This window comes from Blastopirellula sp. J2-11, assembly GCF_024584705.1.
Lineage (GTDB): Bacteria > Planctomycetota > Planctomycetia > Pirellulales > Pirellulaceae > Blastopirellula.
Genome location: NZ_CP097384.1, coordinates 5,517,302 through 5,537,501, shown reverse-complemented (window position 1 = coordinate 5,537,501; position 20,200 = coordinate 5,517,302). Strand labels below are relative to the sequence as shown.

The following is a 20,200-nucleotide window of genomic DNA, read 5'->3' as shown; positions in this document are numbered from 1 at the left end:
GTAACGAGATCCCAGTGGTCGCGCGAGAAAAACGGCTTCTTCGGAAGCATCGTCAAAATCGGGCGTCCAAGTCCAGCCGATTGGGAGGGATGTTGGGGTTGTTCCTGCGGTTGACCGAAATGGAGTTGTGAGATAACGAACGAACACGAAGCCAAAATTTGACGTAAAGTTAAGTCAGGCGATCGTTTAGCGGTTCCTATCTCATCACCTCTCATCTCGGGATTCCCATATCCCAATCGCGAACTTGAAAAAAAAGGCGAACATTTCAGCAACCTTTTCGCACCTATCTGCGTATAAACCAATGAACAATTCGCTGACGAATAGTCTTGGGGTTCACTAATAAAAACAAGGTGAATTTTCGATTCTTTTTGCCGGCGGCAAGCATTTCGACAGAAAGAGGCCCCTGCTTTGCAGGTTTTCAGTCCCAGTGCTTGAGTGACGTGCGTCCGGGAAGGACGCTGCACCCCTAAAGTCCGACGCGTGCGAGTTATTCGCAGGGATAATCGCCGTTGGCACAGCTCACCTAGTGAGGGACACCGTGAATACGAACTACAAATCTGAAAGCATGCGGCGTTTTCGCGACCAACAAGTTCGGTTCGCGCCGCGCGATAAAAAGATGGATCAGGCCAATCGGGCAGAACGCCTGCTCGGTGAAATCGATCCGAAAAAGACCTATCCCTACGAATACCTCTACTTCCGCATTACCGACTTCCGCCCGGATGACAATCCGAAAGGAACCGTGGAAGGAAAAGAGACGGCGCACGATCTCCGTCTGTTCGTCGAAGATCTCTCTGATTCGGCCGATGTTCCAGTCGAACTGGCGGGAGAAGAAGTTTTGACGGTCGAGGAGCTCAGTCGCAAGTTTAACGTCTCTACTAAAACGATCTCACGTTGGCGACAACAGGGGCTTGTTAGCCGTCGATTTTTGTTTGAAGGTCGCAAGCGAGTCGGCTTTTTGAAGAGCAGCGTTGAGCGTTTCGTGCGGACCAACGCCGATCGGATCGAACGTGGCCGTCAATTCAGTCAGCTGACCGATGTCGAAAAAGACGAGATCATCGAACGTGCTCGACGTCTGGCGAGAGCCGGCGGCGGTCCTTCCGAAGTCGCTCGTCGAATCGCGACGCGGATGAACCGCAGCGTCGAAACGATTCGCTACACGCTGAAAAACTACGACGAAAAGAATGCCGATACGGCCGTTTTCCCGCGATCGACCGGCCCGCTCAGTGATGACGCCAAAGAAGGAATCTTCCAAGCGTATCGCGACGGCGCTTCTGTCGATCGCTTGGCCGAGCGATACCATCGGACGAAGAACAGCGTTTATCGCGTCGTGAATGAAGTTCGGGCGAGCCACATCGAAGAGTTGCCGCTCGACTGCATTTATAACGAAGTGTTTGACGATGCGAGTATGGAGGATGAAATCCTGGGCCCGCTGCCGGTGGCCGAAACGGCGACACGTCGTACGCGACCGCCTGCTGGACTCCCCTCGTACTTGGCCTCGCTATACGAAGCTCCGCTGTTGACTCGCGAGCAGGAATATCACCTGTTCCGTAAGTTCAATTACCTGAAGCATCAGGCGGCGAAGTTGCGTGACAGCGTCGAAACCAGCAAGGCCAAAGCGAGCGTGATGGACGAGATTGAACGCTTGTACGAGAGCGCGGTCGAGGTGAAAAACCAGATCGTGCAATCGAACCTGCGTCTGGTCGTCTCGATCGCCAAGCGTCACTTGGGCGCCGCCGACGAGTTCTTTGAACTGGTCAGCGACGGCAACATGTCGCTCATCCGAGCCGTCGAAAAGTTCGACTACTCGCGTGGGAACAAGTTCAGCACGTACTGTAGTTGGGCGATCATGAAGAACTTCGCTCGGACGATTCCGGTCGAGTTCAAGCATCGTGATCGATTCCGCACCAGCTTGGACGAATTGTTCCAAGGGCGAGTCGATAATCGCAGCGATCAGTATGAGCAGGAAGCGATGCAGCAGCAACGCGAACGGCAGATTCAGCGGATTTTGAATCGGCTCGATGAACGTGAGCAGAAGATCATCATCCGCCGATACGGCTTGGACCACGATCACGAACCGCAAACGTTGAAAGAAGTGGGCGCCGAGTTGGGCGTCACCAAAGAGCGGATTCGCCAAATCGAGGCCCGAGCGCTCAACAAACTGCGAGTCGCCGCCCAAGAAGCGAAACTCGACATTCCCGAAGTGAACTAACATTCGCTCCGTTGCGAATGACATTTCCATCAGGCAAGAACCAGAGGCTTTCGAGCTTCTGGTTCTTTTTTTGCTTCTGGGCCAAGCCTTTCGTGCTTGCCTCTCTACCGTTTCTTCGATAGGTCGAAATCTTTTAGCTCGAAAGCGAAGTCCGATTTTTCATCGCTGACGGAGGCTTGTAGCGGCGTCAGGTGCGAAGCGCGAAATTGCCGCGAGATCTGCATGTCCTCCTGGGGAACTCGGCTTGGCGTATCTGAGAGCGGATCGCCTGGGGGCGGCTGCACGGTAATCTTGTAGTTTCCGACAGCGACTCCTAGGAGACGGACGCGACCTTCTGCGTCGAGCGTTCCGCCGTACGCTTCGCCGCTATCGGGATTGGAGAAGTCGATCAGGGCGCCGGCAAGCGGACTCCCCCCGTTTGTTACAGTCGCCGAGATGTCGGTGCGCTCGATATGAGAACGCGGTTGGTGGCTGCAGCCCACGAGCACGCAACAGCTCAGACAGATGGTCAGCAAATTCAATAGTGGATTTTGTAGTCGGTGCGACATGGAAATTCTCCGGGAATGACAACGAAGCGATTCAGCTTGCCTAATGCGAACGCGATTAGTTGAAATTCGCTTCAATGACGAGTCCGTCATCCGCCGTGAACGCTCGGCGAAGCGTCTCCATATCGGCTGCTTCTGAGACAAACTGCACCGAGCCATCTCCAGCAAGAACTTCGATTCCTCCAGGATGGTACGAGTTGATGATTGTATTTACATCGGTCCACCTGTTGGCTCCAGAGGGTGCTCCAGAAAGCCAGGCGCTGTTGATGGGGTACCGGAATGTGGTGGTTCCTTGGGTATAGCCGCTGCTGTAGGTGATGTTGCTGATTTGCGTATCTTTGTCCCACATGTTCCTGCCGTCGCTGCTGGTAACAGTGTTGGTTCGCAGCCCGGCCCAGCCGCCGAGGGCATTGGCGCTATTCTCGATACCGTCGACCTGCCCAGACTGTTCGGCCACGACAAAGGTGTTGGAAGTGCCATCGATCAGATTGGCGAGTCTACGGCCTTTGAAATTAATAAATGTGCCGTTGTTGCAGTACGTGCCCGACTGCACGGCGTTTTCCGGAGTGCAGACGCTTGAGCGTCCCAGCGGATCAGGGTAGGCGCCAGAGATGCCGACGTAGTCATGGACTTGCGACCAGTTTGGGGCTCTCCCGGAGGAGGTCATCGCCGGATTGCGTTCCGGAAGCGGGCTGGAAGGGCAGACGAGGCCGGGGACGCTCGCGGTGTATAGAACCTGATTGTTGACGAAGGAGCGGCCATCGAAGGCGCTGGGGTTGGTTCCACTGGTATCGAGTTGGTCATAGAGCACGGATTGTTCTACGAACGGTAGAATGCGGACCTTCCAGTTATGGTTGGTGTCGTTGCCCATCGGCAGCTCTTTGTAGGTGCTTTCAAAGTTGTGAAGCGCCAGCCCCAACTGCTTCATATTGTTGCTGCACTGCATGCGGCGGGCCGCTTCCCGAGCTTGCTGCACAGCTGGCAGCAAAAGGGCGATTAAGGCCCCTATAATGGCGATCACAACTAGCAATTCGACGAGAGTGAAACCGGAGTTTTGAGTTGAGGGTCGCAGGTTCATCGGGATTTACCAAAGAAAAAGGGAATTTCGCCGGTAGCTTTGCGCTGTCCGCACAGAGATCGCGGCATGTGGAAAAAATGAAAAGACCGATTGGCAATGTAAACAAAACAGGCGCCGAAGCGATGGTCCCAAAATGGTCACTTTTCGGCGGTCACCAAGAAAAATGAGGCCGTAATCAGTGACTATAACGCCGAAGGCATCTTGATAGGAAGGAGATTTTTCATTTTTTATAAAATCCCAGCCAGGAATATTAGTGGGCGGCGTTGATTTCGTGTGAATATGCCTAGGCATTGAGCACTGCTGCTGAGAAGCTTAAGCGACGCTGCTGCAATGGGGGGGGATGGGGTGCGTACTCCGCTCGTGCATGGTCCAAGCGATTTCGAGGCCGATACCCGCCTCGTCGTTCGAAATTGATCCCCATCGTCTTGCCTCACATTGGCGAATCGGGCAGGCGAGATGAACCTCTCGTGGCGAGGGGCCGTCTGGTAGAAAGAGGGGCGAAAACCGTCTTTGATTTTACCTAATTGGTAAGCCAGGAAAGATCTAGCTCGGCGGTGGAAACTTCCTGGTGTTTTTTGGCGGGCAGCAGGCGAAGGCGACTTGCGGGGTTTGCCCAAGTCGGTATATTAGTCTGTTTTCGATTATAGCCCGACTAACGGGCTGGCGTAGCTCAATTGGCAGAGCAGCTGATTTGTAATCAGCAGGTTGTGGGTTCGACTCCCTCCGCTAGCTTCCGCGATGCGGCTTTTCGTACTCAAGCGAATCCGCGCCAGCCTTCGGGCGGGCGATCGCAGCAGTCAAATGCGGCGATAAGGGCGTGGGGCGTAGTGTTAAGTGCGGGGGGTTTCCCGAGCGGTCAAAGGGGACAGACTGTAAATCTGTTGGCAATGCCTTCACAGGTTCGAATCCTGTACCCCCCACTTACAAAAAAATGACGTCAAACGGCTTATGCCCGCTGGCGGAATGTGGTTGTAAAAGGTGAGAATAGCGACGATCTCGATCGTCAAGAGATGAGTGCGGGTGTAGCTCAATGGTAGAGCAACAGCCTTCCAAGCTGAAGACGAGGGTTCGATTCCCTTCACCCGCTTGGGCGGCGCTTAGCCGCAGTTCGGAGAGGACGCGTAGTTCTCTCTGGAAAACCTGTGGCGATCATGCGCGCTCCGCGTATGTCGCTGCTGTAGCTCAGTGGTAGAGCACTTCATTGGTAATGAAGAGGTCATGGGTTCAAGTCCCATCAGCAGCTCTTCGCTAGTTGTTTATTTCCGCTTGCTCCAAGTTTGCACTGATTCAGTGGGGATTACGAAAGACAAAGAACATGGCCAAGGACGTATTTGAAAGAACTAAGCCGCACGTCAATGTCGGCACCATCGGCCACATTGACCATGGCAAAACCACCACGACCGGCGCGATTCTCGCCGTTCAGGCAGCCAAGGGTTTGGCGAAGAACAAGGCGTACTCCGAAATCGCCAAGGGCGGTACGGTTCGTGACGCGACCAAGACGGTGACCATCGCGGTCGCACACGTCGAGTACGAGACCCCGAATCGTCACTACGCCCATATTGACTGCCCGGGTCACGCGGACTTCGTGAAGAACATGATCACCGGCGCCGCCCAGATGGACGGAGCAATTCTGGTCGTGTCGGCTGCTGACGGTCCGATGCCGCAGACGAAGGAGCACGTTCTGTTGGCTCGTCAGGTTGGCGTGCCGTACGTTTGCGTCTTCCTGAACAAGTGCGATCTGGTTGACGACGAAGAGTTGCTGGACTTGGTTGAGCTGGAAGTTCGTGAATTGCTCAGCAAGTACGAATTTCCTGGCGACGATTGCCCGGTCATCCGCGGCGCCTCGCTGCCGGCCTACAACAATCCGTCCGATCCGGAAGCCAGTAAGTGCATTACGGAGCTGATGGAAGCCCTGGATAGCTACATTCCGGAACCGGCTCGTGAAGCGGATAAGCCGTTCCTGATGGCGATCGAAGACGTGTTCTCGATCGAAGGTCGTGGAACGGTCGCGACTGGTCGTATCGAACGCGGCGTGGTGAAGGTCGGCGAAGAAGTGCTGATCATCGGTTTGAATGACGCCCCGACCAAGACCACGGTCACCGGCATCGAAATGTTCAACAAGATTCTGCAAGAAGGTTATGCGGGCGACAACGTCGGCTGCTTGCTTCGCGGCGTCAAGCGTGAAGACATTTCGCGTGGCCAGGTGCTGGCCAAGCCGGGTACGATCACCCCGCACACCAAGTTTGAAGCGGAAATCTACTGCTTGTCGAAGGAAGAAGGGGGGCGTCACACGCCGTTCTTCTCCGGCTATCGTCCGCAGTTTTACTTCCGCACGACGGATGTGACCGGAACCGCCAACCTAATCGGCGCCGAAATGTGCATGCCGGGCGACAATGTTCGCATTGAAGTCGAACTGCACAAGCCGATCGCGATGGACGACGGCGTTCGTTTCGCGATTCGCGAAGGTGGCCGCACCGTTGGTTCGGGCGTCGTTACGAAGATCCTCGCCTAAAGGCGTTGAGTGAAAATTTTTGCGGCGCCCGGCCCGAAAACATGGGTCGGGCGTCCGCAATTTAGGGGCGTAGCTCAATTGGCAGAGCGCTGGTCTCCAAAACCAGAGGTTGAGAGTTCGATTCCCTCCGCCCCTGCTTTCGTCGGTTGATCTGGGGCCTTCGCCTTTGATCGATTCGTCGTTCCGTAAATTAAGTCATCGTCTATGGCCCGGCCAGCGACGTTTTAGGAAGAAAGTCACGCAGCGATGGCAAAAGAGAGAGCCGCCGCTACAGCCGGAAACTTCGTCCAAGAGTTGGCTCAGACCGGACGCTACAAGCGTTCGCAAGGTCGGACCGCTCGGCAGGCGACAATGCTCGCACTTTGGGCGTTGGTCGGCGTTGCAGCATGGCAGTTATTCGACGTATTCCGTAATCAAGGTCAGGATCGCTGGATTCAAGTCGGCGTTCCGGCTGCGTTACTGATCGCCGGGTTTTGGATCGCTTATCGCATGATTAATTGGCCGGTATTCGCCGACTTTTTGATCGCGGTCGAAGCGGAAATGAACAAAGTGTCTTGGCCCTCGCGGGCTGAGTTAATTCGGGCCAGCGCCGTCGTGATCCTGTTTGTGTTCGCTTTGGCGGCCGTGCTGTTTGCGTACGACGTGTTTTGGCAATTTGTGCTGAAAAGATGGATTGAAATCCTGCGATACGCATTCAATTAGTGTGGCGATTGGCCAAGGGATTAGGTTGTGGATAACGAGTCGAAAAACGAGAACGAATTGTCTGCTGAGGACGTGACCGCCGAAGGCGCTGCGCCGGAAGCGGCAGAGTCGTCCGACGCGCCGCAGTCTGAATCGCAGCCAGCGGAGTCGCCGGCCGAAGCAGAGCAAGCCGCGGCTCCAGGCGCCGGAGAGGCCGAGTCGGGCCCCGAAATGGCTGAAGCGGTTGTTGGTGCTGAGTCGACGGAAGAGACTGTTGCCGAGGAGTCGCCGAAGCCGGCTCGTCCCAAAAAGGGGCGTAATCGCGGGCCAATTGAGCTGATCGAAGAGGAGGAAGAAGCTCCTGTCGAAGTCGGCGAGATGGATTGGTACATCCTGAAGGTGCAGAGCAATCGAGAAAAGTCGATTTGCGCGAACCTTTGGCGGCGCGTCAAAATGGCGGGCCTCGAAGCGTACTTTGACGAAGTCATGGTTCCGACCGAGGATATCGTCGAGTTCAAAAACGGCAAGAAGAAGATCACCAAGCGTAAGCTGTACCCCGGTTACATCGTCGTTCATATGGCGATCAACGATGATACCTGGTTTTTGGTGCGTGAGACGGGCGGGATCGGCGACTTTACTGGCGCCGCAGGGCGGCCGACTCCGATGCTGGCGCACGAAGTAGAGAGAATCACGAAGAAGGTTGAAGACGAAGAAACAGGCGAAGAACCGGTCAAGACCAACATCCGTTTCAAGTTGGGAGACCATGTTCGCATTACCGAAGGAACCTTCGAGAACTTCGAAGGGGATGTCGAAGGAATCGACGAAACCAATGGCCGCGTGACGGTCATGATCAACATCTTCGGTCGGACGACTCCGGTCGAGATGGAACACTGGCAAATGGAGCCGGTGTAACCATTGCGAGTCGTCGGCCTGTCGATTTCTGCAGCCGGTTGCGTCGCCTAAGTGCGATCGATTGACTGTCGTTATCGGCCCACCGAATACCCAAGTAATTCAGCAATCCACGGTGAACTGCACGTTCGCCGCCGAGGAAAAGAGACATGGCGAAGGAACTGGTTGGTAAAGCGAAATTTCAAGTGCCCGGCGGCAAGGCCACTCCGGCTCCTCCCGTAGGTACGTCGCTCGGTAAGTTCGGCGTGAACCTGGGTCAGTTCGTTACGCAGTTCAACGACAAGACCAAGGAATTCAACGGCATGCCGATTCCGGTCGTCGTGAGCGTTTACAACGACCGTACTTTTGAGTTTATTTGCAAGAGCCCCCCTGCCGCTGCGTTGCTGAAGCAGGCCGCCGGTATCGCCAGCGGCGCCGGTCGCCCCCACGTCGACAAGGTTGGCAAGGTGTCGATGGATCAGGTTGACGAAATCTGTAAGCAGAAGATGGATGACCTGAACGCCAGCGACCTGGAGCATGCTCGCCGGATGATCACCGGAACGGCTCGCAGCATGGGCATTGAAGTTACCGAATAAGCGTTTGGGTGATTACGTCCCACGCAGCACTCCGATACAAGACCACGCACAGAAGAACAAAGAGTCCGACGATGGTAAAGCATTCTAAGCGATATCGCGCCCTAGCCGCCAAGGCCACGGAAGATTCCATGCCGCTCGAAAAAGCGGTAGAGATCCTGAAGGGTTACAACACGACCAAGTTCGATCAGACCGTCGACTGCGCCATGCGTTTGGGCATTGACCCGAAGCAGGCTGACCAACTGGTCCGCGGCGCGATCGTGTTGCCGCATGGTATCGGTAAAGAGTTGCGAGTCGTCGTCTTCGCCAAGGGGGACAATGTTCGCTTGGCTGAAGAAGCAGGCGCCGATGCGGTTGGCGCGGAAGACTTGGCCAAAAAGATCAAAGATGGCTGGCTTGATTTCGACGCTTGCATCGCAACGCCTGACATGATGGGCCTGGTTGGTCCGTTGGGTCGAGTGCTCGGTCCGCGTGGTCTGATGCCTTCGCCTCGTGCGGGTACGGTTACCCCGGATGTGGCTCGCGTCGTCAAAGAATACAAAGCGGGTAAGGTCGAATTCCGCAACGACTCCACCGGCATTGTGCACGCGGTCGTTGGCAAGATGAGCTTCGATCAAGAGAAGTTGATCGAAAACATTCGCGCCTTTACGAATCAAATCCTCAGCATGAAGCCCGCCGCCGCAAAGGGCATCTATGTGAAGAGCATTGCGATCGCCGGGACCATGAGCCCCGGCGTCCGCGTCTCCCTGTAGGCCCAATCAATTCAAGCGTCCGTCCGTTGCGGATATATCTTAAAGCAGAACAGTTATGAGCAAATTCGTAAAAGAGTTGATGACGAAAGAGATTTCGCAACGCCTCGACGGCGTGAGCGATCTCTTGGTGGTCGATGTCGCCGGTCTCGATGCGAACTCGACCGTCGCCGTTCGCCGTAGCTTCCGCAGTCGGAACATTAACCTGTTGGTGGTGAAGAAGACGCTGGCCCGTCGCGCCTGTGAAGGTACGTCGCTTGGGCCGGCCTTCTCCGACATTGAAGGGAGCGCTGCGATCGTCTGGGGCGGCGAGGATATCGTCGACTTGGCGAAAGAGATCGTCAAGCTGCACGAAGACAAGAAGATGCCGAAGTTCACCGCCAAGGGCGGCGTGATGGACGGCGAGGCTTTGTCGGCTGAAAAGTTGGTAGAAGTCAGCAAATGGCCCAACCGCGCTGAGCAACTCAGCCTGTTGGTCGGCCAGATTCTTGGTCCGGGTCGCACGCTCGGCGCCCAGATTAAGGGCCCGGGAGCGAAGCTCGCCAGTCAAATCAAGAAGTTGGGCGAAGGGGACGACGAGTAATTCGTCGTTCGCGACCAACTGTCCGCACACGGCTGTTACGCCAAACCCGTTACGAAATAAACAGATAGATTTTTATGCTCGGCCTCGGCTGGGCGCTAGATGAGAAAGGATCGACACAAAGATGTCCGAAGAAACTGCCACGATCGAAATTTCGGAAGAACTGAAGACCCTCGGCGATAAGATCGCCACTTTGACCCTGAAGCAAGCGGTCGAATTGGGCGATTACCTGAAAGACGCCCACGGCATCGAAGCTGCCGCTGGCGGCGGCGTCATGATGGCCGGTCCGGCTGCTGGCCCGGCTGAAGAAGCCGCGGTTCAGACCGAATTCGATGTCATCATGACCAGCTTCGGTGGGAACAAGATCTCGGTGATTAAGGCCATCCGCGGCATCACCGGCTTGGGCCTGAAGGAAGCCAAGGAATTGACCGAAGGCGTTCCTAGCAAGGTCAAAGAAGGCGTGTCGAAAGAAGACGCCGAAAAGGTTAAGGCCGAATTGACCGACGCAGGGGCCGAAGTCGAAATCAAGTAGTCGGATTCCGACTTCTCGAATCGATTTCACGGATTACCTGTATTCACTTCGACGTCGCCTCCCGTATACTAAGAGGCGACGTCGCGAGGTGTGGTCTTGAATTTAACCGGTTTCTCTACTTTTCTCCTGCGCATGGACGATTCCCAGGGAGTGGTGCGCGCAGTGAACGGCAGAGAGGGGGCGATTTCCCAAGAAGGGACTATGTCCCACCCACGGGGTAATTCTTGTCCACGCGTGCGTCTTTCACTCCCCCTTTGCTCGCCCGCACGTCTGTCGCCAGGGATTCTTCTCTGCGCGACGTACTGCTAGCAGCGCAGTCGTTCGATCTCCGAACTTGCCCAGGAGTAGCAGCGTCCTATGGCTACATCGTACAAGCGACGTCTTGAAACTACGGAAGTTCGTCGTTTCGGTAGTGGGTCGATTTATATGTCGCCCCCCGATCTCACGACAATTCAAACACACAGCTATACCAAGTTTCTCCAGGAGGAATTAGATTCCGACGCGAGAGACCCCGAAATTGGTATCGAAAGCGTGCTGCGCGAGATCTTCCCGATCAACAGCTATGACGGAACCGTCCAGTTGGACTACGTCCGTTATGAGCTGGGAAAACCGAGATATACGCCGCAGGAGTGCAAACAACTTCGTTTGACTTACGGCCTTCCGTTCCGCATTTGGCTTCGCCTGAACAAGGAAGAGCCGATTGAGGAAGAAGTTTACTTGGGCGATATGCCCGTGATGCTCGGTGGTGGTGAATTCATCATCAACGGCGCCGAACGCGTCGTGGTGAGCCAATTGCACCGCAGTCCCGGTGTCGACTTCGTCGAAGAAGCCGAAACGACCTCGGATCGTCGGTTGCCCAGTTGCCGGATTATTCCGGAACGCGGCAGTTGGATCGAGATCAATATCACGAAGAAAGACTCCTTCACCGTTCGTATCGACCAGAGCGGTAAATTCGCCGCGACGACGTTGCTGCGAGCGATGGATCCCTCGTTGAGCGATGACGCTGCTTTGATCCGCGCCTTCTATGACACGACCAAAGTGCATGTGAAGGATGGTCGCAGCATCACTAAGATTGAAGGCAAGATCGCCGTCGACGATATCGTCTACCCGATCGATAGCGATCGTAGCGGCGAAATCATCGTCGAGGCCGGCCAGAAGATCAGCCGCAATACGGCCGAATTGATCTGCTCGGTAGGCATTACCGAAGAGATCGAAGTGATGGAATCGCCGAAGATTCCGATCATCTTCAACACGCTGACAGAAGATAATACTTCAAGTCATGAAGAAGCGTTGCTGCGTATTTATCAACGACTGCGACCGGGCAACCCGCCGCAGCTGGAAAAGGCGAAGACGCTATTCGACGAAAAGTTCTACGACGACAACCGCTATCGCTTGGGTCGCGTCGGTCGATTCCGTATGAACCGGAAGTTGGGGATCGAAGTTAATGAAGGGGAGCAGACGCTTCGCCCGAGCGACTTGATCAACTCGATCAAGTACGTCATGTCGATTCTCGACGGCGACGGCACGGCTCGCAAAGACGATATTGATCACCTGGGTAATCGTCGTCTGCGCACCATTGACGAATTGGCTTGCGACGAATTGCGTAAGGGCTTTTTGAAGCTTCGCCGCACCGTTCAAGAGCGGATGAGCCTGAAGGATGCGGAGGACATGACTCCCCGCAACTTGATCAACCCGAAGTCGATCTCGGCGGCGATTGAGTACTTCTTCGGCCGGGGCGAATTGTCGCAGGTCGTCGACCAGACCAATCCTCTCTCGATGTTGACGCACGAACGTCGTCTGTCGGCCCTTGGCCCAGGCGGTTTGAATCGTAAGCGTGCAGGCTTCGAGGTTCGCGACGTTCATATCTCGCACTATGGTCGCATCTGCCCGATTGAAACGCCGGAAGGTACGAACATCGGTTTGATTTCGAGCTTGGCGATTTATTCGGCAGTCGACGAATACGGCTTTTTGATCACGCCGTACCGCGTGATTCGCGACGGTAAGATCGCCGACGAAATCGTTTGGCTGCGTGCTGACGAAGAGTCGGATGCGTTCGTCGCTCCGGCGGATACTCCGACCGACGCGAAGGGGCAATTGCTGGGCGATTTGATCATTGCTCGTTACCGTTCTGACTTCGACCTGGTCGAACCGAAGACGGTCCAGTACATCGACGTGGCGCCTTGCCAGATGGTCGGCGTGTCGGCGAGCTTGATCCCGTTCCTGGAACATGACGATGCGAACCGCGCCCTCATGGGATCAAACATGCAGCGCCAAGCAGTGCCGCTGTTGATCGCGGAACCGCCGATCGTCTGCACCGGCTTAGAAACGGAAGTTGCTCGTAACTCGAGCATGATGATCCGAGCCAAACGTGCTGGCGTGATTGAATATGTCGACGCCGAGCGAATCGTTGTTAAGACGACCGAAGGACGCACTGACAACTACACGTTGCGAAAATTCGTCGGCCTCAACGAACGTACCTGCTTGAACCAACGCCCGATCATCTCGGTCGGCCAAGAGGTCGAAGTCGGTACGGTGTTGGCGGATGGCGCCGCGACGCACAATGGCCAGTTGGCTTTGGGGCGTAACGTGTTGGTCGGCTTTATGTCGTTCGACGGTTACAACTACGAAGACGCGATCATTCTCAGCGAAGAGTTGGTGAAGCAAGACGTTTACACGTCGCTGCACATTGAAGAATTCGATGTGGAGATTCGCGAAACGAAACTCGGCCGTGAGGACTTTACTCGCGATATCCCCAACGTCAGCGAAAAGATGCTTCGCAACTTGGACGAAGGGGGCGTGGTTCAGGTTGGCACCTTCGTCAAGCCGGGCGACATTCTGGTCGGCAAGGTTTCGCCCAAGTCGAAAACCGAACTGACGCCGGAAGAAAAATTGCTGCACGCGATTTTCGGTCGTGCGGGCGAAGACGTGAAGAACGACTCGTTGGAAGTTCCCTCGGGCATCGAAGGGATCGTGATCCACACCGACAAATTCGCACGTCGGATGAGCCTGTCGGACGACGAACGAAAGGCCTTTGAAAAACGGCTGAAGGAAGTCGAAACCGAAGGGAACGCCAAGATTTCGGAAGCGTTCGCGGCGATGATCGTCGAGTTCGAGCGGATCCTTGGCAAAACCCTGACCGATGAAGACGGCACGCCGTTGACGCAAGATCAGGATCCGAAATTCATAGCGGAGCAAGCTCAGCAGTTCCGCCTGAAGAAGATCTTAGAGCACCTGCGCAGCGAAGAGCGGATTCAACAGATTCGCGAAGCCTACGCTACTAGTTGGCCGTTGGTGGAAGCGGCGCTGGATGTTCGTGACCGCGTGCTCAACAGCATGAAGCGGGGTGATGAGCTCCGTAGCGGCGTGTTGCAAATGGTCAAAGTGTACATCGCGACCAAACGTTGCATCTCGGTTGGCGACAAGATGGCCGGTCGTCACGGTAACAAGGGTGTGATCGCGAAGATTCTGCCGGTCGAAGACATGCCGTTTTTGCCCGATGGAACTCCGATCCAGATCATGCTCAATCCGCTGGGCGTGCCTAGCCGTATGAACGTCGGTCAGATTCTCGAAACCCACTTGGGTTGGGCGGGCGCCAAGCTCGGTTTCCAATCGATTACTCCGGTGTTCGATGGCGCCTCGGAAGAGGACATCAATAACTGCTTGGAAGAAGCGGGGCTTCCGCGGCACGGCAAGATTCGTTTGAAAGATGGCCGTACCGGAGAGCTGATGCACCAAGAGACCACGGTCGGCTACATCTATATGTTGAAGCTGCACCACTTGGTCGACGACAAGGTGCATGCCCGCAGTACAGGACCTTACTCGCTCATTACCCAGCAACCGCTGGGTGGCAAGGCCCGTTTTGGCGGTCAGCGTTTTGGAGAAATGGAAGTTTGGGCGCTCGAAGCTTATGGCGCCGCTTACATCCTCCAGGAATTGCTGACGGTGAAGAGCGACGACGTCGAAGGGCGAACCAAGATCTACGAAGCGATGGTCAAAGGCGAAAACACATTGGAAGCCGGCACGCCTGCCAGCTTTGACGTGTTGACCAACGAAATTCGTGGTCTTGGTTTGAACATGCAGCTCGAAAAACGTCGCATGTAATGGCGTCCGGTCGAAGGCCGTTGCGAATCGCCGCAGCGGCCTCCCCCCCCTGAATTATCCAGCGCCGCTTGCGGCGATCACATCAAGGAGCACAGGCACATGAGCATTCTCGAAGGCTCGTATGACCGGATTAACGACTACACCGCGGTAAAGATCAGCCTGGCACGGCCGCACGACATCCGCAGTTGGTCGTTCGGCGAAGTGAAGAAGCCGGAAACGATCAATTACCGCACTTACCGTCCAGAAAAAGACGGGCTATTTTGCGAACGCATCTTCGGCCCGGAAAAGGACTGGGAGTGCTCATGCGGCAAGTACCGCGGCATGAAGTACAAGGGAATGATCTGCGATCGTTGCGGCGTGAAAATCACGCACAGCCGCGTTCGCCGTAAGCGCATGGGCCATATCGAACTGGCTGCGCCGATCGTTCACATCTGGTTCTTCAAAGCGATGCCGAGCCGACTGGGCAATCTGCTGGCGATGAAGACCTCGAGCTTGGAAAAGGTGATCTATTTCCAAGATTACGTCGTCGTCGATCCCGGCACGACCGAACTGGCGAAATTTCAAACGCTGACGGAAGAAGAGTTTCGTCAGGCTCGCGAGCAGTACGGCGAAGGATCGTTTGAAGCCGACATGGGCGCCGAAGCGGTTCGCAAACTGCTTGGCTCGCTCGACTTGGTGCAGTTGTCGATCGATCTCCGCAAAGAAATGCAAGAGACCGGTTCGAAGCAGAAGAAAAAAGACCTGACCAACCGGTTGAAGATTGTCGAGTCGATTCGTGACAGCGACAACAAGCCGGAATGGATGGTGCTGGACGTTATTCCGGTCATTCCGCCGGACCTGCGTCCGTTGGTGCTGCTCGATTCGGGCAACTTCGCAACCAGCGACTTGAACGATCTCTATCGCCGCATCATCAACCGCAACAACCGTTTGCGGAAGCTGGTCGACCTGAACGCTCCAGAAGTCATCATTCGCAACGAAAAGCGAATGCTGCAGCAATCGGTCGACGCGTTGTTTGACAACAACCGTTGCAAGCGTCCGGTTCTCGGCAGCAGCAATCGCCCGCTGAAGTCGCTGACCGACATGATCAAGGGTAAGCAGGGTCGTTTCCGCGAAAACCTGCTCGGTAAGCGCGTTGATTACTCCGCTCGTAGCGTGATCGTGGTCGGTCCGCGCATGAAGCTGCACCAATGCGGTCTTCCGAAAAAGATCGCGCTGGAACTGTATCAACCGTTCATCATCCGCAAGTTGAAAGTGCTCGGTCATGCCGACACGATCAAGAGCGCTAAGAAGATGCTCGAGCGGAAGGACGAAGAAGTATGGGATATCTTGGAATCGGTGATCCAGAATCACCCCGTGATGCTCAACCGTGCTCCGACGTTGCACCGCATGGGTATCCAGGCGTTTGAGCCGATCCTGGTTGAAGGTAACGCGATTCACCTGCATCCGTTGGTGTGCAAAGGCTTCAACGCCGACTTCGACGGCGATCAGATGGCGGTTCACTTGCCGCTGTCGATCGAAGCTCAGGTTGAAGCGCACACGCTGATGTTGTCGACCAACAACATTTTCGCGCCGTCGAACGGTAAGCCGATCATGAGCCCGTCGCAGGACGTCGTGATGGGTTGTAACTTCATCACGATTACGCTTCCCAATCGCCCGGGCGAAGGGATGTCGTTCTCGTCGACCGACGAAGCGGATTATGCTTTCAGTCAGGGCATTATCGATCTGCACGCCAAGATCAAGGTCCGTCTGCCGAAGGGCCAACGACTGAAGTCGGAAGAAGAAGACGGCAAGCACGGCAGCCAGATCGAAACCACCTTTGGCCGCATTCTGTTCAACGCGATGCTGCCGGACGGAATGGACTACTACAACCACTCGCTCGGATCGGGCGAACTGTCGAAGGTTATCTCGGACTGCTATCAGCGTCTTGGTCGTCGCGCCACGATCGAGCTGTTGGACGATATGAACCAACTCGGGTTCCGCGAAAGCACCCGCAGCGGTTTGTCGTTTGCGACCGACGACCTGGTGACGCCGGATTCGAAGCCGAAAATTATCGCCGAAGCTGACAAGAAGGCGATGAAATTTAAGAAGCAGTACGATCGCGGCATCATTACCGACAAAGAGCGGAAGAATCAGGTGCTCGACGCGTGGACACACGCTCGAGAGCAGATTACCGCCGAGATGATGGAAGCGATGAAGAACGACGACCGCGGCGGTCTCGGCTACATCAACCCGGTGTACTTGATGGCCGACTCGGGTGCTCGTGGTGGTACCGAACAGATTCGTCAGCTGTCAGGCATGCGTGGTTTGATGGCCAAGCCGTCCGGCGAAATCATCGAAACCCCGATTAAGTCAAACTTCCGCGAAGGTTTGACCGTACTGGAGTACTTCTCTTCGACGCACGGCGCCCGTAAGGGTCTGGCCGATACGGCGTTGAAGACGGCTGACTCGGGGTACCTGACGCGTAAACTGGCGGACGTGGCGCAGAACGTCGTTATTACGATGGACGACTGCGAAACGACTCAGGGTATTACCAAAGGCGTGATTTACCGCGGCGAAAAGGTGGAAGTCGCTTTGGCCGATGCGATCAAGGGTCGCGTCAGCCGTCAGAGCATCGTCCATCCAATCACCGACGAAGTGATTGTTCGTGAAAACGAAATGATCACGCTCGAAACGGCTCGCCGCATCGAAAAATTGGGCCTGGAGAAAATCCAGGTTCGTAGCCCGATGACCTGCGACGCTTTCCTCGGCACGTGTAAAGCTTGTTACGGCATGGATATGTCGTCAGGCGCCATGGTCGAAGAAGGCATGGCGGTTGGCATTATCGCCGCTCAGTCGATTGGTGAGCCTGGTACGCAGTTGACGATGCGTACGTTCCATATCGGCGGCGTGGCGGTTACCGACACGGAAGAGCACGAAAAGCGTTCGACCCGCGGCGGTATCGTCAAGTTCACGCGACTCCGTTTGGCGAAGAACGACGAAGGCAAAAATGTCGTGTTGACCCGTAATGGTGAAATCGCGATCGTTGACGCCAAGGGCCGCGAAATCGAGAACTACTCGGTTCCGACCGGCGCCATCCTGGATGTCGAAGAAAACGACGAAGTCGCTACCGGCGCCGTCCTTTGCACCTGGAACCCGCACGCGATTCCGATTTTGTCGGAAGTTAGCGGTAAGGTCCGGTACGAAGACATCGTCGAAGGCGAAACCATGCGGCTGGAACGTGATACCAGCGGCACGATTCGTCGTACGATCACCGAACACAAGGGTGATCTGCATCCGCAGCTAGTGGTCGAAGACGAAGACGGCAAGCCGCTCGACGTTTACTACATGCCGGAAAAGGCGAACATCGAAGTCGACGAAGGTCGCGTGATTAACGCTGGTACCGTCATCGCCAATACGCCGCGCGAATCAGGCGGTATTAAGGACATCACCGGCGGTCTGCCGCGAGTCACCGAAATTTTCGAGGCTCGCAAACCGAAAGACCCGGCGGTCATGGCCGAAATCGACGGCACCGTCGAGATCCTGGGCGAAAAGAAGCGTGGCAAGCGTACGATCATCGTTCGCAACGAGACCGGTGTCGAACGCGAACACCTGGTTCCGCACGGTAAACGCTTCCTGGTTCACTCGGGCGACATTGTTCGCGCTGGTCAATCGCTGATTGACGGGCCGCTCGTGCCGCACGATATCTTGCGGATTTCGGGAGAAGAAGCGGTGCAGCAGTACCTGCTTCATGAGATTCAAGGGGTGTATCGCAGCCAGCGGGTGGAAATCAACGATAAGCACATCGAAATCATCGTGGCTCGCATGCTGCGAAAAGTGATGGTCGATAAGCCGGGCGACACCACGTTGCTGCCGGGCTTAGTGATGGACAAGATCGAGTTCCGTTCGGCCAACGAACATCTCGCCAAGTGCTTGAAAATCTCCGATCCCGGCGACAGCCAGCAGTTTGGGGAGGGGATGATCGTTCCGAAGGATGCGTTGGAACAAGAGAACGCCCAGATCGAAGCTCTCGGTGGGAAACCGACTAAGGGTTCGCGACCGAAGCCGGCGACGGCGTCGACGCAGTTGCTCGGCATCACCAAAGCGGCGGTTCAAAGTTCCAGCTTTATCTCAGCGGCGAGCTTCCAGGAAACGACCAAGGTGCTGACCGAAGCCGCGCTGGCGGGCAAGGTCGATCATTTGGTCGGGTTGAAAGAAAACGTCATCCTGGGGCACTTGATTCCCGCGGGTACCGGTTTCCGCAGCTTCCAAGAGGCCGAAGTTCGCATCAATCCGGAAGCGTTGGCCGAAATGGCGCAAAACTTCCGTCGCGAACAGACTCGCGAAGAGAGCTTCCCACTGCTGATGGACGAAGGCGCCGCCAACACGCCATCGGCACTGGATAACTTGCTGGGAGGCGGACAACTTCCCCCGAGCCCCAGTCCAAGCCCAGAGCCAACTAGCCCGGCGCCGAGTCAGAGCCCGGCTCCAACGGAACCGACTATTTTTGATCCGTCTGACTTGGGCGGTGACGAACACGACGGCTAGTTCGGCTTCGAGCTGACGTACGTAATAAGACACGTGATCCGCAGCACGTCTGCGGATCACGTAGAAGATATATCGAGGGGAGAATCGCACGTCGCGTTTTCCCATTTTGCCGGTCAGCAAAAATATTCAGCTCGGCATGCTCCTAGATTTCCCTCTAGGATCGCATGCCTTTGCTTTTTTGACCGGTCCTAGCGGACTATTACGGCTTGACAGCCGCCGCGGATCCGGTATTTTGATTGGTTTCCACTGCACTCAATTGCTCCAATAGTAGCAGCCATACGGACTTTCGATGCCCACGATTAACCAGTTGATTCGGCGGCCGCGTAAGAAGAAACGCAAATTCTCGAAGTCGCCGGTCCTCGAGAAGTGCCCGCAAAAGCGCGGCGTTTGCCTTCAGGTTCGCACGATGACCCCGAAGAAGCCGAACTCGGCTCTTCGTAAGATTTGCCGTGTTCGCTTGTCGAACGGCAAAGAAGTCACCGTGTATATCCCGGGCGAAGGTCACAGCCTGCAGGAGCACTCGATCGTGCTAGTGCGCGGCGGCCGTGTTCGCGATCTGCCGGGCGTTCGCTATCAAGTTGTCCGCGGCTCGCTCGACGCCCTCGGCGTGAACGGTCGTAAGCAGTCTCGCAGCCGTTACGGCGCCAAGAAGAGCTAACGCGCTCGCAACCCCCGAACAAACGCTTAGGAAAGAAACATGGCCCGGATTACCGCCAGCCGCGAAACCTTGAAGCCCGATCCGCGATACGGGTCGCTGCTGGTCAGCAAGTTCATCAATTGCTTGATGCACGACGGCAAAAAGACGGTCGCTCAAAACGTCTTCTACAACGCTCTCGATGAGCTCAAGAAGAAGGCTCCTGATGTGGAGCCGCTAGATGTCTTCACGCAGGCGATCGAGAACGTGAAGCCGCATATCGAAGTCCGCTCGAAGCGTGTCGGCGGCGCCGCCTATCAGGTGCCGATGCAGGTCAATCGCACGCGTCAGCAATCGCTGGCGATTCGCTGGTTGCTGCTCGCCGTGCGTGACAAAAAAGGACGTCCGACCCACTTGAAGTTGGCCGACGAATTGTTCGCCGCTTTCAACCGCGAAGGCGCTGCGGTTACGCGTCGCGAGAACGTGCATCGCATGGCCGACGCGAACAAGGCTTTCGCCCACTTCGCTTGGTAATTGCGACAAATCAAGAGAAACCGCACCGGTTTTTGTCGGT

The 20,200-nt window shown here is 55.8% G+C and carries 14 protein-coding genes and 5 tRNA genes; 17 read left to right on the top strand and 2 right to left on the bottom strand.

Features of this window, described 5'->3' with window-relative positions; genetic code table 11:
- The first annotated feature begins 538 nt into the window (after positions 1-538).
- Positions 539-2,209, top strand: coding sequence for a sigma-70 family RNA polymerase sigma factor (locus M4951_RS21930; protein WP_262023742.1), 1,671 nt, complete (start codon positions 539-541; stop codon positions 2,207-2,209).
- Between the two features lie 104 nt (positions 2,210-2,313).
- On the opposite strand, the gene M4951_RS21925 is transcribed toward M4951_RS21930, so the two are convergent.
- Positions 2,314-2,757 (bottom strand): carboxypeptidase-like regulatory domain-containing protein, encoded by a 444-nt coding sequence (locus M4951_RS21925; RefSeq protein ID WP_262023741.1) that lies wholly within the window; start codon positions 2,755-2,757, stop codon positions 2,314-2,316.
- A 55-nt stretch (positions 2,758-2,812) separates the two neighbouring features.
- Positions 2,813-3,832, bottom strand: coding sequence for a DUF1559 domain-containing protein (locus tag M4951_RS21920; protein WP_262023740.1), 1,020 nt, complete (start codon positions 3,830-3,832; stop codon positions 2,813-2,815).
- Positions 3,833-4,491: 659 nt separating this feature from the next.
- Between M4951_RS21920 and M4951_RS21915 the strand changes: the two genes are divergently transcribed.
- From M4951_RS21915 to rpsG, 16 genes are all read left to right on the top strand, one after another.
- Positions 4,492-4,564 (top strand) — tRNA-Thr (locus tag M4951_RS21915).
- A 106-nt stretch (positions 4,565-4,670) separates the two neighbouring features.
- A tRNA-Tyr gene (locus M4951_RS21910) sits at positions 4,671-4,752 on the top strand.
- Between the two features lie 96 nt (positions 4,753-4,848).
- Positions 4,849-4,919 (top strand) — tRNA-Gly (locus M4951_RS21905).
- A gap of 84 nt (positions 4,920-5,003) precedes the next feature.
- Positions 5,004-5,075 (top strand) — tRNA-Thr (locus M4951_RS21900).
- A 72-nt stretch (positions 5,076-5,147) separates the two neighbouring features.
- Positions 5,148-6,344 (top strand): elongation factor Tu, encoded by a 1,197-nt coding sequence (gene tuf / locus M4951_RS21895; RefSeq protein ID WP_262023739.1) that lies wholly within the window; start codon positions 5,148-5,150, stop codon positions 6,342-6,344.
- Positions 6,345-6,407: 63 nt separating this feature from the next.
- Positions 6,408-6,480 (top strand) — tRNA-Trp (locus tag M4951_RS21890).
- 110 nt (positions 6,481-6,590) lie between these two features.
- On the top strand, positions 6,591-7,046 hold the full coding sequence (gene secE / locus M4951_RS21885; RefSeq protein WP_262023738.1) for a preprotein translocase subunit SecE: 456 nt from the start codon (positions 6,591-6,593) through the stop codon (positions 7,044-7,046).
- A gap of 27 nt (positions 7,047-7,073) precedes the next feature.
- Complete coding sequence (gene nusG / locus M4951_RS21880; RefSeq protein WP_262023737.1) at positions 7,074-7,937, top strand: transcription termination/antitermination protein NusG; 864 nt, start codon at positions 7,074-7,076, stop codon at positions 7,935-7,937.
- Positions 7,938-8,083: 146 nt separating this feature from the next.
- Positions 8,084-8,509: a 50S ribosomal protein L11 gene (rplK, locus tag M4951_RS21875; protein WP_262023736.1), complete on the top strand. Its 426-nt coding sequence runs from the start codon at positions 8,084-8,086 to the stop codon at positions 8,507-8,509.
- 71 nt (positions 8,510-8,580) lie between these two features.
- Positions 8,581-9,258, top strand: coding sequence for a 50S ribosomal protein L1 (gene rplA, locus M4951_RS21870; protein WP_262023735.1), 678 nt, complete (start codon positions 8,581-8,583; stop codon positions 9,256-9,258).
- Between the two features lie 55 nt (positions 9,259-9,313).
- Positions 9,314-9,838: a 50S ribosomal protein L10 gene (gene rplJ / locus M4951_RS21865; protein ID WP_262023734.1), complete on the top strand. Its 525-nt coding sequence runs from the start codon at positions 9,314-9,316 to the stop codon at positions 9,836-9,838.
- A 121-nt stretch (positions 9,839-9,959) separates the two neighbouring features.
- Positions 9,960-10,367 (top strand): 50S ribosomal protein L7/L12, encoded by a 408-nt coding sequence (rplL, locus tag M4951_RS21860; protein ID WP_410050410.1) that lies wholly within the window; start codon positions 9,960-9,962, stop codon positions 10,365-10,367.
- A gap of 357 nt (positions 10,368-10,724) precedes the next feature.
- Positions 10,725-14,468, top strand: coding sequence for a DNA-directed RNA polymerase subunit beta (gene rpoB / locus M4951_RS21855; protein WP_262023733.1), 3,744 nt, complete (start codon positions 10,725-10,727; stop codon positions 14,466-14,468).
- Positions 14,469-14,567: 99 nt separating this feature from the next.
- Positions 14,568-18,992 (top strand): DNA-directed RNA polymerase subunit beta', encoded by a 4,425-nt coding sequence (gene rpoC, locus M4951_RS21850; protein ID WP_262023732.1) that lies wholly within the window; start codon positions 14,568-14,570, stop codon positions 18,990-18,992.
- A gap of 289 nt (positions 18,993-19,281) precedes the next feature.
- Entirely contained in the window at positions 19,282-19,650 is a 369-nt protein-coding gene (gene rpsL / locus M4951_RS21845) for a 30S ribosomal protein S12 (protein ID WP_002655479.1), read from the top strand.
- A 39-nt stretch (positions 19,651-19,689) separates the two neighbouring features.
- Positions 19,690-20,160: a 30S ribosomal protein S7 gene (gene rpsG, locus M4951_RS21840; RefSeq protein WP_002655478.1), complete on the top strand. Its 471-nt coding sequence runs from the start codon at positions 19,690-19,692 to the stop codon at positions 20,158-20,160.
- Positions 20,161-20,200 lie beyond the last annotated feature (40 nt).